This is a genomic window from Mycolicibacterium sp. XJ662, assembly GCF_053484035.1.
The window spans coordinates 1,459,560-1,476,651 of record NZ_JBEFTL010000001.1; the positions used below are offsets into that span (position 1 = coordinate 1,459,560).

11 protein-coding genes and 1 tRNA gene are annotated in these 17,092 nt (G+C 68.4%); 4 read left to right on the forward strand and 8 right to left on the reverse strand.

The window, feature by feature from the left end; all coding sequences use genetic code 11:
• Nucleotides 1-9: 9 nt before the first annotated feature.
• A complete protein-coding gene (locus tag ABQE93_RS06890) occupies nucleotides 10-1,602 on the reverse strand; it encodes an adenylate/guanylate cyclase domain-containing protein (RefSeq protein ID WP_448411282.1) in 1,593 nt (530 codons plus the stop codon).
• 82 nt (nucleotides 1,603-1,684) lie between these two features.
• On the opposite strand from ABQE93_RS06890, the gene ABQE93_RS06895 reads away from it, so the two are divergent.
• Both ABQE93_RS06895 and ABQE93_RS06900 read left to right on the forward strand, forming a co-directional pair.
• On the forward strand, nucleotides 1,685-2,905 hold the full coding sequence (locus ABQE93_RS06895; RefSeq protein WP_448411284.1) for a DNA polymerase III subunit delta': 1,221 nt from the start codon (nucleotides 1,685-1,687) through the stop codon (nucleotides 2,903-2,905).
• A gap of 51 nt (nucleotides 2,906-2,956) precedes the next feature.
• Nucleotides 2,957-3,032: transfer RNA gene (locus ABQE93_RS06900), tRNA-Thr, on the forward strand.
• Here the strand turns inward: ABQE93_RS06900 and ABQE93_RS06905 are convergent.
• Nucleotides 3,020-3,412, reverse strand: a complete 393-nt coding sequence (locus ABQE93_RS06905; RefSeq protein WP_448411286.1) for a carboxymuconolactone decarboxylase family protein — start codon at nucleotides 3,410-3,412, stop codon at nucleotides 3,020-3,022. The genes ABQE93_RS06900 and ABQE93_RS06905 overlap by 13 nt on opposite strands.
• A gap of 431 nt (nucleotides 3,413-3,843) precedes the next feature.
• Here ABQE93_RS06905 and ABQE93_RS06910 point away from each other — a divergent pair, with 431 nt between their 5' ends.
• A complete protein-coding gene (locus ABQE93_RS06910) occupies nucleotides 3,844-5,169 on the forward strand; it encodes a hypothetical protein (RefSeq protein WP_448411287.1) in 1,326 nt (441 codons plus the stop codon).
• A gap of 103 nt (nucleotides 5,170-5,272) precedes the next feature.
• On the opposite strand, the gene ABQE93_RS06915 is transcribed toward ABQE93_RS06910, so the two are convergent.
• From ABQE93_RS06915 to ABQE93_RS06940, 6 genes are read right to left on the reverse strand one after another with little or no spacing between them, the layout of a single operon-like run.
• Nucleotides 5,273-6,400, reverse strand: a complete 1,128-nt coding sequence (locus tag ABQE93_RS06915; protein ID WP_448411289.1) for an EspA/EspE family type VII secretion system effector — start codon at nucleotides 6,398-6,400, stop codon at nucleotides 5,273-5,275.
• Nucleotides 6,401-6,424: 24 nt separating this feature from the next.
• Nucleotides 6,425-8,209: a hypothetical protein gene (locus tag ABQE93_RS06920; protein WP_448411420.1), complete on the reverse strand. Its 1,785-nt coding sequence runs from the start codon at nucleotides 8,207-8,209 to the stop codon at nucleotides 6,425-6,427.
• On the reverse strand, nucleotides 8,199-9,176 hold the full coding sequence (gene galE / locus ABQE93_RS06925; protein ID WP_448411290.1) for a UDP-glucose 4-epimerase GalE: 978 nt from the start codon (nucleotides 9,174-9,176) through the stop codon (nucleotides 8,199-8,201). Before galE ends, ABQE93_RS06920 begins: the two co-directional genes overlap by 11 nt.
• 55 nt (nucleotides 9,177-9,231) lie before the next feature.
• Nucleotides 9,232-10,515, reverse strand: coding sequence for a hypothetical protein (locus ABQE93_RS06930; RefSeq protein ID WP_448411292.1), 1,284 nt, complete (start codon nucleotides 10,513-10,515; stop codon nucleotides 9,232-9,234).
• Entirely contained in the window at nucleotides 10,470-11,804 is a 1,335-nt protein-coding gene (locus tag ABQE93_RS06935; RefSeq protein ID WP_448411294.1) for a M1 family metallopeptidase, read from the reverse strand. The genes ABQE93_RS06930 and ABQE93_RS06935 overlap by 46 nt, the downstream gene beginning before the upstream one ends.
• The gene (locus tag ABQE93_RS06940) at nucleotides 11,801-15,730 is read right to left on the reverse strand and encodes a Pls/PosA family non-ribosomal peptide synthetase (protein WP_448411296.1); all 3,930 of its coding nucleotides are present in this window, start codon (nucleotides 15,728-15,730) and stop codon (nucleotides 11,801-11,803) included. The genes ABQE93_RS06935 and ABQE93_RS06940 overlap by 4 nt, the downstream gene beginning before the upstream one ends.
• A gap of 304 nt (nucleotides 15,731-16,034) precedes the next feature.
• On the opposite strand from ABQE93_RS06940, the gene ABQE93_RS06945 reads away from it, so the two are divergent.
• Nucleotides 16,035-17,072, forward strand: coding sequence for a TerC family protein (locus ABQE93_RS06945; RefSeq protein WP_448411298.1), 1,038 nt, complete (start codon nucleotides 16,035-16,037; stop codon nucleotides 17,070-17,072).
• Nucleotides 17,073-17,092 lie beyond the last annotated feature (20 nt).

Sequence of the window (17,092 nt, forward strand, 5' to 3'; positions counted from 1 at the left end):
GCGCCCCAGCTACGTGGTGGTCGCATCGGCGTCGACGGGCTCCGTCGACGCCCGGTTCAGCGGTCGAGCCAACTGCGTCGGCGCTACCCGGCCGCGCAACTCCACCACCTCGCCGACGTCCCAGCACAACGCCTCCGCGTCGAGTGCATCGCTGACGGCGACCGCCGACGCCAGCACGTGGCCCTCCTCCAACTTGGCCAGTTCGGTCAACCGGGCGGCCTCGTTGACGGGGTCGCCGATCACGGTGTACTCGAAACGGGCCTTGGCGCCGATGTGTCCGGCGATGGCGCGACCCGCCGACACCCCGATGCCGAACTCGGTCTGGCCCAATACCTCGATCAGCTCGTCGTGCAGCTCACGCGAAGCGGCCAGCGCCGCCCCGCACGCGTCCGGGTGCTCGATCGGCGCACCGAAGATCGCCAGCGCCGCGTCGCCCTGGAACTTGTTGACGAACCCGCCGTGGCGGTTCACCGTGTCGACGACGACGCGGAAGAAGTCGTTGAGCAGGTTGACGACATCGGCGGCGGGGATGGTCGCGGCCAGCTGCGTCGAGCCGACGAGGTCGACGAACAACACGGCGACGTCGCGTTCCTGGCCGCCCAGCTCGGTGCCGCGCTCCAGTGCGCGACGCGCCACGTCCTCGCCGACGTAGCGGCCGAAGAGGTCACGCAGCCGCTGCCGCTCGGCCAGATCGCGCACCATGTCGTTGAAACCCGCTTGCAGCAGACCCAATTCGCTGGCGTCGTAGATCTGCATGTGGGCGTTGTAGTTGCCGCGCTGCACTTCACCCAGCGCCCAACGCAGCTGCCGCAGCGGGTCGGCGATCGACATCGCCACCAAGACAGTGCCCGCCAACCCGACCACCAGCGCGGTGATCGCCAGGATCAGGATCGGCGTGTTCAGGCGGCTGGCCGGAGCGGTCAGGATCTCGAACTTGCTGGCCACCAACGCCAGCACGATCGCCAGGATCGGGACCGCCGTGGACAGCACCCACGTCATCACCTGGCGCCGCACCACGCCCGGGGCACGGAAGTTTTCCGGAACCCCGCCGCGCAACGCGGCCACGGCCACGGGACGCAGGATCCGCTCGGACTGCAGATAGCCGATGATCGCCGTCGCGGTGGCACCCAGCCCGCTGGCGACCGCGATCACCGGCGCCGACCTGGCCGCCACCGGCCAGCTGGCGACGATGAACACGATCGAACCGAGGAACCAGTTCATCACGTTGATCAGCGACCGGTAATACGGCATCCGCAGCGCCCTGATGCGGGCCAGCTCGGTCTCGGCGGGATCGCGGTCACCGAGCAGCATGTCGCGGCGCTGCCAGCGCATGACCGGGATCAGCAGCCGCAAACTCAGGTACGACGCGATGGTGAACGAGACGAAAAGAAAGCCCAGGAACACCGCCAGGTTGAACACCGGCAGGTCCTGCAGCTGAACGCGGTCCTCGGGCGGCAGGCCGAACCGCAAAAAGCTCACGACCAGCAGCGCACCGATGATGTCGGCCTGCAGCATGCCCAGGGTGAATACCGGCCACGGGGTGCGCGCCACCCACCGGACGAATGCGCTGATTCGCCCGATCGGCAGTGCTTCTGAGGCCACGCGTCAACCGTATCGGGCATCGGCGACGACGACGGGTGGTGTGAGACGGACGTGTCGGTTCGCAGCACTACTGTTATCTGCGATGACGGGTGTGTTTTCGCGTCTGGTTGGCCAGGACGCCGTGGAAGCGGAGCTTGTAGCTGCGGCGCAGGCCGCCCGCGGTGATTCGCCTCACAGCGGCGGTTCGGGGGCGTCCACGCCACACACGATGACGCACGCCTGGCTGATTACCGGGCCGCCGGGTTCGGGTCGCTCGGTGGCGGCGTTGTGCTTCGCGGCGGCGTTGCAGTGCACCTCCGACGGTGTGCCCGGGTGCGGGGAATGCCGAGCGTGCGCGACGACGATGGCCGGCACCCATGCTGACGTGCGCCGGATCATCCCGGAAGGCTTGTCGATCGGCGTGGACGACATGCGGGCGATCGTGCAGATCGCCTCGCGGCGGCCCGCGACCGGGCGCTGGCAGATCGTGTTGATCGAGGACGCCGACCGGCTGACCGAAGGCGCGGCAAACGCGCTGCTCAAGGTGGTTGAGGAGCCTCCACCGTCGACGGTGTTCCTGCTGTGCGCGCCGTCGGTGGACCCCGAGGACATCGCGATCACGCTGCGTTCCCGCTGCAGACACGTCGCGCTGGTCACACCGCCCGTGGACGCGATCGCCAGGGTGTTGATCGAGACCGACGGGCTGGCCGAGGGCGAGGCCCGGTGGGCGGCGTCGGTCAGCGGCGGGCATGTCGGCCGGGCGCGACGGCTGGCCACCGACGACGACGCCCGTCAGCGCAGGCAGCGGGCGCTGGGGCTGGCCCGCGACGCGGCGACGCCGACGCGGGCCTATGCGGCCGCCGAGGAGTTGGTGGCCGCCGCCGAGGCGGAGGCCCTGGCGTTGACGGTGGACCGCAACGAGTCCGAGACCGAGGAGTTGCGCACCGCGCTGGGCGCCGGAGGGTCGGGGAAGGGTACCGCGGGGGCACTGCGCGGCACCGCCGGCGCGATCAAAGACCTTGAGAAGCGCCAGAAGTCACGACAAACCCGGGCGTCGCGCGACGCGCTGGATCGCGCGCTGATCGACCTGGCCACCTACTTTCGCGATGCGCTGCTGGTGGCCACCGAGGCCGGCGATGTTCAGGCCAACCACCCCGACATGGCCGAGCGGGTCGGCGCGATGGCCGCACACGCCTCCCCGGAGCGGCTGCTGCGCTGCATCGAGGCGGTGCTGGCGTGCCGCGAGGCGTTGGCCGTCAACGTCAAACCGAAGTTCGCCGTCGACGCGATGGTCGCCACCGTCGGGCAGGCGCTGCGCGACTGAGTTGGGTCCGCGGCGCGGCCTGCCGTAGACTCGTGCCGCCGTAAACGGCACGCCACCTTAGCTCAGTCGGCAGAGCGGCTCACTCGTAATGAGCAGGTCAGGAGTTCGATTCTCCTAGGTGGCTCCATCGGGCCCCGCGCCCTCGCCCTGCAGGATCTGCTCGGCGATCCGCATCGCCGCGTTGGCGGCCGGGAAGCCGGCGTAGCCGGTGCAGTGGTAGACGACCTCGGCGATCTCGTCGTCGGTGAGGCCGTTGTTGCGCGCGATCTGGAAGTGAATCTGCAGTTCGTCGCTGGCCCGCTGCGCGATGAGGATGCCAAGCGTAATCAGGCTGCGGTCGCGACGGCTCAGCCCTTCGCGAGTCCACAGCCGGCCGAACACGTTGTCCATAGCCAGGCCGAGCATCTCGCCGCCGAGTCCGTCGGGCAGCTCGACGTCCCCGTCGGGCAGCACGCCGGGAAGCAACTCACGAAATACCTGAAGGCCTTGGTCGCGCACATCTGTCATGGAGACAGCGTGGCACGGCATCGCGGCACCTTATTTGACATTGCAATGACCGTTACTCCTCGTGACGTTTCGTCCGTCACGACGCGACCTATCTCATTGGCAAACACTGACGGCGTAGCAAATTTTGGATTCAAAGCTGCACGGGCCGGTGCACTTCAACGCCCGAAACACGGTGAGGTCAGCTAATAACATCGCAATAAGTCACCCTAAGCTGGACGCGACCTTCGCCCATCGAAACATTTACTATGCGAACGTTTGCTCGATACTAATTCCGTTTATTACCTCGGCTAATGTATAAATACGCTATTCCTGTCGAAGCGGCTGACAGCGCGACTACCTGCGAGGACGTGTTTCCCCCGAAACGCCGCGGCCGAACCTTACCTGGCGGTAACTTCCGGAGGTCGCTATCACACTTCGGTAAAGGGGATGCAATGGAAATTTCGATCCGGCCCTATATGACTTCGGGGGTCGCATTGGTGGGAGCCACCGTCGTCGCGATGTCGCCGATATCGCCCGTGGTCCCGTCAGACGCCGCCGCGGCGCCCGCTGCGGTGGCAAGGTCGGTGCAGTTGGCCGCTTCGGTCAACCCCGTCTCGGCCTACCTGGAACTGATCGAAAACACAGTCACCAACGTCGCCGGGCTGGGTCAGTCCATTCTGGCCAACCCGGCGCCCATCCTGCAGCAGATCATCACCAACCAACTCACCACTGCCGGCGCCTTGCTCGCCGGGTTGGAGACGTTCGGTGCCGACCTGGTGGAGAACCTGCAGACGATCGGGGCGCCCGCGCTGCAGGATGCCATCGCCGCTATCGCAGACGGCAACTTCGTCGCGGCGGCGCCCAACGTGGTGACCGCCCTCTTCCAGCCGTTGTTGTTCGCGGCGCTTCCGCTTCTTCCGGTTCTGCAGCAGGTGATCGAACAGCCGGTGGCCAACCTGCTGGCGGTGACACAGCAGTTTCAAACCATTGTCGCGTTCGGTGCACTCGGTGTCCTGGGGCCGTTGTCCAGTTCCATCTACGCCTCGGCGGAGGCTATTCAGTACGTCTTTGATGCAGCGGTGAGCGGTGACCCGATCGGTGCGATTGGCGCGATCATCGCCGCCCCGGCGATCGTGCTCGACGGCTTCCTGAACGGATGGGGAGTGGATGGCGGGCTGATCAGTCCCGGTTTGGGCACGATCAGTACCCTTCTTCAGATCCGCGACATGATCGCCAACGCGATCAAGCCGCCCGCGGCCACCGCGGACCTGGCCGAAGTCGCCACTCTTCCCGCGTCCGCCGCCGCAGCGCTGGCGCTGTCCACCGCGGCGGACGAGCCGGTGACGATCAACGCCTCGACGCAAGTCGCGGCGGAACCCGTCAGCGGCGAGGCTGAAGAGGGCGCGGACCCGGCCGGAATCGACGGGGCCGCAGTCGACGACCTCGCCGACGAGGACACCGCGGAGCAAGGCACCTCCGAAGAGGACGCGGCCACCGAGGACGCGGTCGAGGAGGAGTTCACGGACCCCGCTGACGACGCGGACGTCGGCGATCTGGACGGCGATGCCGCCCAGGAAAACGACTCGGAAGCGTCCGATGACCCGGTCGATGAGGCTGGCGACAGCCAGTCCGACTCGGGCGACACCGACACCGACACCGACGCCGGCAGCACCGACGGCGGCTCGGACTCGGGCAGCGGCTCCGATGGCTCGAGCGGAAGCTCCGATGGCTCGAGCGGAAGCTCCGGCGACAGCGGCGGTTCGGGCAGCAACGAATAACCCCTGACGATCGGCCCCTTTCCGAGGCGGAAAGGGGCCGATTGCTATTCGTACTGCGTACCAATCGAACTGGCGCGCGTCCTGTGCACAGTTCCGGCGGGCCTCACTGGCCAATAGCGATGCTCGCGTAGGTGCCACCGAACTGGTCGATCGCCTCGCGGATCCGCGGCCACGGTGTCAAGTACACGGTCAGTTGGGCGTCGTAGATGCTCCAATTGTCATCGTCGAATTCGCTCGGAGAGAGAAGACGCCCGTCGCGGAAGAACTTCGGTTCGATGTGTGGGTCATCGGGTTGGGCGGTCAGCGAGGCAACCTGATACATAACGTCGGTTTGTGCGGAGAACGGGAGATTTCTCCTCGGTGACTCCGGATCGGCCAGGTGCGCGCCTGCGGCGACGCGGGCCCGCAACCGGGCAGCCCGCAAGAGGGTTTCCAGTGCTTCGCCGCGGTCTGCTAGCAACGGGTTGGCCATCGCTGCTTTCGCGAACGAGGTGTCGTATCCGTGCGCACGCTTCGAAGCGGCGTCGGTGAAGGTCGGGTCGTGGTCGGACTTTTCGATGACGGTGCCGAACAGGGCTGCGCTGCGCGGCATCCCCGAATTCAGGCCGTCCAACGGGGCGAACCCCGGAACGTCACGGTCGTCACCCACCATCGCGCCGAGGTAGGGCACCAAACTTTTCGAAAATGCCTGCCAGAGAGCGGGATTAGCTGGTGTGTTCGTGAGCGTGTCGCCGTTATCGGCCAAGAACGACGCGATTGCTTGTGCCGTGTGGCCGGCGCGGGTCGCCGCGTCCCGATCGTCGGACGTCGCGTCCCGGGGGATCCATGCGAAGGGCTCACCGGCGTGACGGCCGTCGTCCTCCCATGCCGCAGAGGTGATTTCACGCAGAAAGGCTTGACCGTCCGGGCCGGTGACCCGTTCGGCAATGGCGGAGGTATCTGTGCTCGGCGGAAGATCTGGCTCACTGTTCGACGTGCAACCGACGACCAGGCCCAGGAAGGCAACGACGGTGAGCAGAATCCGGACGATCTTCGGCGGCGACTTACGCCCGTCGTAGCGGGTGGCCGCGCCCCCGGTCCACCGCGAACCCGGCGCGGCCAACTCGAGGGTGGTCTGCAATCCGCGCAGCGCGCTGCTCTTGTCGTACTGCGCACCGGTCTGCGGCGTGCCCGCACCATAGGTCGACCGCGTGTTCGACCACGTCGACAGAAACGCGTCGATCACACTCACCGGTCCAGTATCCCAGCCGACCAGCTACCTCGGCGCCACGAATCCGACGGGCCCCGAGGCGATACACACCGACAACGCGGCCGTGTTCGCCCGCACGTCGATCGCGTCGCCCGCACCAGGCAGTCGGACGAAAACCCTGTTCAAACCCGGTCGCACCGGCACCTTGACCTCGTGGCCCTCCGACAGCGCCATCGTCATCGACCCGTCGCTGTTGGCCAGGTAGTTGATCTCGGCCGTCCAGTCCGCCGGCAGCAGCGGACCGTCCAGCGCCATCCGCACCGGCACTTCCGGCTGCACCAGATATCCGCAGCCAGGCGCCGGGCCCTCGATGAGGGTGCGCACCCAGGTGACCTTCGCGTCCACCAGCCGGCCAGAGCTGTCGAGCATGCGCAGATCCGTTGTCGCCGCGGCGAACTCGGGTCGATCCCGCACCAGCGCGAACATGCGGCTGGCCCGGTTCTCCGGCCCGACGACGCGCTGCAACACCATCGGGTCGACTTCCTGGTCCAGCATCGGCGCGCTGGACGTCCGTGCGGCCTCGGCCAACCCGGCCACCGCGTTCTGCAGATACGGCTTCGTCGGGTTGTCGCGCCAGCTCGTCAGGAACGTCGCGGTCGAATACAGGCTGCTGGCCACGAACGCCGCGGCCAGCGCGCACACCACCACCGCGCGACGCCGCGACGCGTCCAGCCAGCCCGATCCCGGCCGGTTCGGCGCGCACAGGCCGACGGCGGCCAGCAACGTCAACACCACCACCAGGTCGGGCAAATACCGCAGCGTCTGCGCCAACTCCAACGCCGTGAACCGCGAGGACCGCATCAGGTAAATCGGAATTTGACACGCCGCCGCGTAGCCGACTGCGGCCAACCACACCGGAGCGATGCGCTGCTTGCGGATGAAGCTGACCGCCACCACCGCGGCCAACGCCGCCCACCCCAACACCATCACCGCCACCGGCGGCGTCCCCCACGGCGACGCCGGCGCCCAGCGCTGCCACTCCCACGGCCCCCCGACCAGACCCGGAACGATGCCGTGCGTCACCGAGCGGTGCAGCAGATCCCACGTCATCGCCACATCGCCGCTCCAGCGCTTCTGATCTACCACGACGAGGTACACGACGATCCACGCGGCCGTTACCGCCAGGCACGGCACCCACAGCCGAATCCCACGGCGCCACACCGCCGCAACCGATCCGCTGGCGGTGACGTGCGCCAGCAGCGCGGCGATCATGAACGCGACGAACGGGATGACCGCCGCCTTCTCGAAGAACAGCAGGCCACCGACGTACACCAGCGTGCCCGTCGCCGCATAGCGCCGATTGCCGGTGCGTACCAACAGAACCGCGTCCCCGCACACCCAAGCCAGCGCCGCCAGCATCGGCAGCGAGTTCAACGCCGCCGCCCACCACGCGAACCCCGGTACCGCCAGCGGAGTGAACAGCGCAAACATCAACGGCGCCAACAGAACCGGACGCCAGCCGAGGATGACGTGCAAGGCGCGCAGCAACGCCAGCGACGCCAGCAGCTGCAGCACCACCAGGCTGATCGCCGGTCCGATCCAGTTCAACGGGGCCAGCCGGGTGATGCCGCCGGCGAGCAGGAACGCCGCCGGCATGACGTGGCCGTCGTGGTCGTCGAACAGATACTGCGGCGAGAGCAGGTTGTGCGTGCCCGCTCGGCCGATCAGGATCAGATCGTCCCAGTAGAAGTAGCCGCCGAACGCCAGCGTCGCCCGGACGGCCAGCTGCACCAGGATCAATATCACCGCAGCGCAGGCCACCCGGTTGCGAAGTAGGGCCCTAGCCGGGATAGGCCTCTCCTGCCTGCTGACGGGCGACCCACGCCGAGCGCACCATCTCCTCGAGCGAATGGCGCATCTGCCAGTCGAGATCGCGCGCGGCCAGGTCTTGGGATGCGACGATGCGGGCGGGGTCGCCGGGCCGGCGCGGCCCGACGGCCGGTTCGAAATCGACACCGGTGACCTCGCGGATGGCGGTCATGATCTCGCGCACCGACGTGCCGCTGCCGCTGCCCAGGTTGTACACCACCTCGACCGGCGCGCCGGCCGCCAAGCGTCTGGCCGCGGCGACGTGCGCGGCCGCCAGATCCGACACGTGCACGTAGTCACGCACGCAGGTGCCGTCGGGGGTGGGGTAGTCGTCGCCGTTGATCCGCGGTGTCTCGCCGCGGTAGAGCATGTCGAAGACGACGGGAAACAGATTGTGCGGGCTGACGTCGAACAACTCCGGTGAACCCGATCCCACCACGTTGAAGTAGCGCAGGCTGGTGTGCCGTAACCCGGTGGCGCGTGCGACGTCGCGGATGATCCATTCGCCCACCAATTTGCTTACCCCGTACGGCGATTCGGGTGTTGTTGGGGTCTGCTCGGTGACGGTGTCGACGTCCGGGGTGCCGTAGGTGGCGGCGCTGGATGAGAACACCAGCTTGTCGGTGCCGACGGTCGTCATCGCCTTGAGCAGGTTGACCATCGCCGTGACGTTCTGCTCGTAGGTGTGCAGCGGTTCGCGCACCGAAACGCCGGCGTACTTGAACCCCGCGATGTGGATGACGCCGGAGACCCGGTGCTCACGCAGCGTCTGGGTGATGAGTTCGGTGTCGAGCAGGGTGCCGCGCACCAACGGCACACCGGCCGGGACGAACCCCTCCAGACCCGTCGACAGGTCGTCGATCACCGCCACCGGCAAGTCGGCGTCGCGCAGCGCACGCACCACGTGCGAGCCGATGTAGCCGGCCCCGCCGGTCACCAGCCAGGTCATCTGCTCTCCCTCGCGATCGATCGAATTCGCACCTCGGCAGCATAGGTGCGGTTCGTCACCGGGTGCTCTTGGCCAGCGCGGCCAGGTGCATGGCGATGCCCAGCAGCGGGCCGCACAGCAGCGCGATCACCGTGCGGGTCTCCAAGTCCAGCGGAAGCAGCAGCAGAAGCGCCGAGGCGACCGTCGCCGACACCCAGCCCACCGAGTACGCCCGGTGCAGGGCCGCCGCGACGGCCGCCGCGCCGGTCAGCGTCAGCAGCGCGATGGCCACCGCCGCGGCGGTCAGCCAGGCCAGCAGCGCACCGTCGGCCAGGTACTCGGGCCCGAACCCCACGCGCAGCAGCCACGGCCCGAACACCCCGGCCGCCAGCACCCCGACCAGCCCCACCCCGGTCACCACGGCCGCCGGCGCCACCAGCGCCCGCAGCCGTTCGGTGCGCTGGTCGACGAAGTGGGCGATCAGGTTGCCCTGCATCGCGGTCAACGGGACCAGAAGCGGGGCGCGGGTCAGCGTGACCGCCAGGATCACCACCCCGCCGGCCGCGCCCAGCTCGCCCGTCGTCGCCTTCAGCAGCACCGGAAAACCCATCACCAGGACGGCGCTGGCCCCTGCCGCGGCGATCGAATGGGCGGCGCCGCGCAGAAACGTCGCCGTCCCGCCCGGGGTGCGCAGCCCGGCCGCCGCCCGGGTCGTCGGCGAGACGACCAGCATGATCAGCCATGCCACCGCACCGGCCACGGTCGCCCACAGGTAGCCGACCAGCCCCCAGCCGACCACGAACGTCACCGCGGCCACGACCACCCGAAGCCCCGCATCGGTGACCATCAGCGACCCGTAGGGGGTCCACCGGTTCAACCCGGCCAGCATGCCCAGCAGCGCGGCGTGCAGGCAGAACCCGGCCAGGCCGACCGCCAACAACACCACGCTGAGCCACCACGCCTCGACGAACACCTGCGCCGCCCACAGCGGCGAGCTGACGATGATCAACGCGGCCGCGGCCACCCCGACCATGGCCGCCACCCTGACCGGGTGGGTGCGCGGGCCCTCGATGACCTCGACGTAGCCGGCCGAGCGCACCTCCCTGGTGGCCTCCTGCAGCAGCCCGAACGCCGCGCCGGTGACCAGACCGAACGCGCCCCAGAACACACTGAACACCGCGAACCCCGACGGCTCCAGGTCGCGCGCGGCCAGATACAGCACCGCGTATCCGCACAGCGCCGAAGCCGCGGTCGCCGCACCCACCCGCGCCACGCTGCCTTTGGTGACCGGGCCGGTGGGCGTGGCGGCGTCGGTCACGGCGGCGCATCCAGCGCGGGCAACGCCGCGGAGTACAACCACGCGTCAAACAGGGAGCCCAGCGACTCTTCCGCGTATTGCGTTGCCAGCGCGGTGAAGTCGTCGGTGACCACCGTGCTGTGCCGATAGCGTTGGGTCCAGTCCCGAAGCAGCGCAAAGAAACCCTCATCACCGAGGCGCCCGCGCAGCGCGTGCAGGGTGAGCGCGCCGCGCTTGTACACGCGGTCGTCGAACAGGTCCCGAACCCCCGGGTCGGCCAACACCAGATCTTGCGGCGCATCGGCCAGCCGCTGGTGGTAGTGCCGCGCCCACGCGTCAGCCCTGCGGTCTCCGGAACGTTCGGACCACAACCACTCGGCGTAGCAGGCGAAGCCCTCGTGCAGCCAGATGTGTTGCCATTGCTTGGCGGTGACCGAGTTGCCGAACCACTGATGTGCCAGCTCGTGAGCGATCAACCGCTCGGCGCGCCGGCCGCGACCCGCACAGTGGTTGGCGCCGAAGATCGAGACACCCTGTGCCTCAAGGGGTATCTCGAGGTCATCGTCGGTGACCACCACCGTGTACCCGGCGGCGAGCGGATACGGTCCGAACAACTCGACGAACAACTGCATCATCTGCGGCTGGCGGACGAAGTCGGACGCGAAGTTCTTGCGTAGCCGGTCGGGCAGCACCGCGGCGATCGGCACGCCGTCGTCGGATACCGGACGCCGCTGGTACCTCCCGATCTGCAACGTCACCAGATACGCTGACGTCGGCTCCGGCTGTTCGTAGGTCCACGTGGTCATTCCGGCGTGTGCCCGCCGGGAGACCAGTTCGCCGTTGGCGACCGCGTAGTAGGGGCTTTCCGTGCGGATGCTGACGCCGACGCTGGCTTTGGCGCCGGGCCGGTCGTCGCACGGAAACCACGAGGGGGCGCCGTTGGGCTGGCCCGCCACCAGCGCGCCGTCGGTGAGTTCCTCGAATCCCACATCGCCCCAATAGGACCGGACTGGGCGGGGGTTGCCGTTGTAGCGCACGACGATCGTCATCGCGGCCTCGGCCGGCACGGCGTCCGCCAGGGTGATGTGCAGCTTGCCCGCGGAGGTCCGGAACCTGGTCGGGCGCGCACCGTTGACGGTCACCTTCGTCACCGACAGCGCATCGGAGAGGTCGAGCGTCACCGTGCCCAACCGCGCCGTCGCCTCCGCGGTGATGGTGGCGGTGCCCGACAACCGGTTTGTCGCCACCTTGTACTCCAGGTCGAGTTCGTAGCGCGAAACCCGGTAGCCGGAATTGCCGCTGTCGGGCAGGTACGGGTCGACGACGCGGTCGGTGCTCTCGGCGTCGGTCACGCTGCGGTGTCTTCTGGCTTCTTGGCCTTACCCGCCGATTTGCTTTCCCGCTTCTTGCCCACCGATTTCCACGGCGCGATCGGGTTGCCCAACCACCGGGTCGAGGCGGGCACCTCGTCGCCGCGCATGACGAGCGAAGCCGGTCCGACGGTGGTATTGCGGCCGATGCGCGACGCCGGCAGCGCCACGCAGTGCGGTCCTAGCGTCGAACCTTCCTCGAGGGCAACGGCGTCCATCGCCATGATCCGATCGTGGAACAGATGGGTCTGCACCACGCATCCGCGGTTGACGGTCGCCCCGCCCTCGATCGTCACCAGGTCCGCCTCCGGCAGCCAGTACGTTTCGCACCACACCCCGCGTCCGATCGATGCGCCCAGCGCGCGCAGCCACCAGTTCATCACGGGTGTGCCGCTGGCCGCGCGGGCGAACCACGGTGCGGCGACCGTCTCCACGAAGGTGTCCGACACCTCGTTTCGCCACACGAACGACGACCACAGCGGGTGCTCGCCCGGGCCGATCCGTCCGACCACAACCCATTTCGCGAGAACCGCGACGGCGCCGGCCACCGCACCCGCTGCCAGCAGCAGCACGCCGCTGCCCACCGCCGCCCACAGCCAACCGAATTCGACCGCCAGCCACTGCAGCCCGAACAGCACCGCGACCCCGATCGCGAACGTCACCATCACCGGAACCACCCGGCAGGCTTCCACCAGCGCGCGCAGCGCCTTCAGCCGCAGCGGCGGGTCGAAGGTGCGCACCGTGTCGGTCGCGGCCGGTTTGCGGCGCAACCGAACCGGAGGGCTGCCCAGCCATGACGAGCCCGCCTTGGCCTTGTGCGGCGCCGCCGACAACACCGCGACCAGGCCGTCGTCGGGCACCTTACGGCCCGGCTGCGTGATGCCGGAATTGCCGAGGAACGCGCGCTTACCGATTGTCGCCTGCGCGACGTGCAGCCAGCCGCCCCCCAACTCGTAGGACGCCACCATGGTGTCGTCGGCCAAAAACGCACCGTCCTCGACCACCGTGAACTTCGGCGTCAGCAGCACCGTCGAGATCTCCGTTCCGCGACCGACTTTCGCCCCGAGGACCCGCAGCCACCACGGCGTCACCAGGCTTGCGTACATCGGGAACAAATAGGTGCGCGCGGCGTCCATGAGCCGCTCGGTGGCCCAGATCTGCCATCCGACGCGGCTGCGCACCGGGTGGTAGCCGTCGCGCAGTCCCAGCGACAACATCCGCACACCGATCACCGTCAGCAGCGCGTAGGTGAGGACCGCGGCCAGTGTGGCCACCGGCGCCCAGAGCAGCGCCGGCCCGATTGCCGCGGTCACCGACGCGGTATCGCGCACGGCCCAACCGATCACGGCCAGGCCGACGCCCAGCGCGAGCAGCGGCAGACCGGCCAACAGAACCGACGTCACCCCGTAGACGGCGACCCACCCCGGTGCCCGCGGCGGCCTGTGGTCGGGCCACGGATGGCGGGCCTTGCCCGACTTGGCCGCCGGCGAGCCCTTCCAGTACTGGCCGTTCTTGACCTTGCCGACCACCCCGGAACCCGGTGCCACATCGGCGTTCTTGCCGACGACCGCCCCGGGCAGCAGCGTGGTGCGCGCCCCGATGCTGGCGTCGTTGCCGACCGTGATCGGGCCGACGTGGAAGTCGTCGCCGTCGATCCAGTACCCGCACAGATCCACCTCGGGTTCGACCGAGCTTCGGTGCCCGAGCTTGAGCATTCCGGTCACCGGCGGGGTGGAGTGCAGATCGACGCCCTTGCCCACCCTGTTGCCCAGGGCGCGTGCGTAGTACACCAACCACGGTGCGCCCGAGAGGTTTTCGGCACCGCTGGCCTGCGCCAGCCGTTCGGCCAACCACACCCGCAGATGCACCGGGCCGCCGCGGCGGTAGGTGCCCGGCTGCAGCCCGCCGAGCAGCATCCGGGCGCACAGGGCCGCGATGCCCATCCGGCCCAGCGGGGTGACGAACAGCACGAAACCCGCTGCCACCCACCACCAGCTGAGCGGGCGGGCCCACGTCACCGTGGTGGCCGCGATGTTGTTGGCGATGGCCAGCCACACCACCCACTGCAGCCCGGTCAGCGTCGCCAGCGGCAGCGAAAGCGCGATCTGGGCCGCCTGGGTCAGCCGCGACACCGGGTCGACCGTGCGCGGCGCAACCGGCGGCGGCGCCCCGAGCTCGTCGAGGAACCCCGCGAGCGAGCCGAGCCGGGGATGGTCGTACAGATCGCCGACCGTGACCTGCGGATAGCGTTGGCGCAGCGCCGACACCAGCTGCGCCGCGGCCAACGAGCCGCCGCCGAGCGCGAAGAAGTCGGCCTCGGCACCGGTGACCGGCGCCGCCAGCACCTCTTGCCACAACCCGGCGACCCAGCCCGCTGTTCCGGACAGATCTGTGGCGCTCTCGCCGGTGTCGCCGGGCACCGGCCACGGCAGCGCGTCGCGGTCGACCTTGCCCGAGGTGCGGGTCGGCAGTTCGTCGACCTGCACCAGACGCGGTACCAGCGCGGCGGGCAGGCGCTGGGCCAGCGTGGCGCGGGCGTCGGCGAGGTCGAACGACGGGTCGGCGCTGACGACGTAGCCGACCAGAACCGATGTGCCGTTGGTCGTCTGCCGCACCGCGGCCGCGCCGCCGCTGACCCCGGGCAGGTTGACCAGCGCGGAGTCGACTTCGCCGAGTTCGATGCGGCGTCCGCCGAGCTTGACCTGGTCGTCGGCGCGTCCCACGAAGTACAGCCCGTCGGTTTCCAGCCGCACCAGGTCCCCGCTGCGGTAGGCGCGCTGCCACGCCAGCCTGGTGACGGGCGCGTATTTTTCGGCGTCCTTCTCCGCATCCAGATAGCGCGCCAGGCCGACCCCGCCGATCACCAGTTCGCCCACCTCGCCGTAGGACACCTGCGCGCCGTCCCCGTCGATCACGGCCAGGTCCCACCCGGCCAGCGGCAGCCCGATGCTCACCGGGCTGCGCCCGTCCAGTTTGGCCGCACACGCGACGACGGTGGCTTCGGTCGGGCCGTAGGTGTTCCACACCTCGCGGCCAGCCGAGTCGGGACCCGCGGCGAGCCGCTCGGCCAGCTCCGGCGGGCAGGTCTCACCGCCGAAGATCAGCAGCCGCACCGATTCGAGCGCTTCGGCTGGCCACAGCGCTGCCAGCGTCGGCACCGTCGAGACCACGGTGATGTCGCGCGCCACCAGCCACGGTCCCAGGTCCATGCCGCTGCGTACCAGCGAGCGGGGCGCGGGAACCAGGCAGGCGCCGTGCCGCCAGGCCAGCCACATCTCCTCGCAGGACGCGTCGAACGCCACCGACAGCCCGGCCAGCACCCGGTCGCCTGGGCCGATCGGGTTGTCCGGTACGAACATTCGCGCTTCGGCGTCGACGAAAGCCGCCGCGCTGCGATGCGTCACCGCGACGCCTTTGGGGGTGCCGGTGGATCCCGAGGTGAAGATGATCCACGCGTCGTCTCTGGCCAGCGGATGCACGGCGCGCCAACCCCGTGATGAGCCGGGCCCGCGGATCAGCCCCTGCTCGGTGATGACCGCCACCACCTGCGCCTCGGTGAACACCAGCTCGGCACGCTCGACGGGATCGTCGGCGTCGACCGGCACGTAGGCCGCGCCGGTCGCCAGGATTGCGAGGATCGCCACGTACAACGCGTAGCTGCCCGACGGCATCCGGATGCCGATGCGGTCACCCCGCCCGATCCCGCGCGCGGCCAGCCATTCGACGGTTTCCTCGATATCGCCGATCAACTCCGCATAGGTCAACTGCACCGTGCCGTCGTCGAGCGCGGGCGCGTCCGGATAGCGCTGTGCGGTCTCGTAGAGGATGTCGATGAGCGTGCGCGGTTCAGGTGCGTACGACGACAACGCGTACTGAGGGGGCACCTCGGAAACAAAATCCCCAGTCACGCCTACAAAGTACTAAGCCGACCCGGCCGCGCCGCCGCGCCGCACACGGTGGCTGATCACAATTGCGACAACCGCCGGCGCAGCCGCATCGGCATGCGGTGTAGCCGCTGGTTCTGGGGGTATCCCACGGTCGGGATTTCGCGTCGGGCCGACCGACCTGGCAGACTCGCCGCTGGAGGGGAGTATTCCTTCGCCGCGGTATCGTCATCACGTTGGCCGTCATCGGACGACCGGTGCCGCGGGCTGACACGACGGTTCGTGGCAGTGGAAGAGACCTCCGGCGCATTGACGACCGGAGGTTTTGGTGAACGTAAGCGGGCTCGAGTGGATCATCACGCTGAGCGTGACGATCGCCATTCTGCTGTTCGATGTCGTCATCATCGGCCGCCGCCCGCACGAGCCGACCCGACGTGAAACCGGCACGTACCTGTCGATCTACATCAGCCTCGCGATCGCGTTCGGGCTGTGGACCTGGTTCTTCCACGGAAGCCAGTACGGGTTGGAGTTCTTCGCCGGGTGGTTGACCGAATACAGCCTGTCGGTGGACAACCTGTTCATCTTCTTGATCATCATGGCCAGCTTCAAGGTGCCTCGGATCTACCAGCAGCAGGCCCTGCTCGTCGGCATCATCCTGGCGTTGATCTTCCGTGGCATCTTCATCGCGCTCGGTGCCGTCGCGATCAACCAGTTCTCTTGGGTCTTCTACATTTTCGGCGCCTTCCTGCTCTACACCGCGGTGGGACTGGTGCGCGACACCGATCATGACGACGACGCCGAGAACCGGGTGGTGCGCTTCGCCCGCAAGCACATGAAGTTCACCGACACGTGGGATGGCCTGCGGTTGTGGGTGCGGGAGAACGGCAAGCGCGTGATGACGCCGATGTTCCTCGTCATCGTCGCGCTGGGCACCACCGACCTCATCTTCGCGCTGGACTCGATCCCGGCCATCTACGGTCTGACCCAGGAGCCCTACCTGGTGTTCACCGCGAATGTGTTCGCGCTGATGGGCTTGCGCCAGTTGTACTTCCTGCTCGGTGATCTGCTCAGACGGCTGGTCTACCTGTCGAAGGGGCTGGCGTTCATCCTCGCCTTCATCGGCGTGAAGTTGGTGTTGCACGCGCTGCACGAAAACGAGGTGCCGTTCATCAACGGCGGTGAGCATGTCCCGGTGCCCGAGATCCCCACCCTGGTCAGCCTGGGCGTGATCGTGGTGACGTTGGTCATCACCACGGTGGCCAGCCTGTACAAGACGCGGGTGCGCGACGTGAAGAAGAACGGCGCCAAGGCCCCCGAGGAATCCGAGGAATCCGAGGAATCGGAGCCGCACTCGCATAAGGGTTAGCTATAACTAGCTAGCGCAAC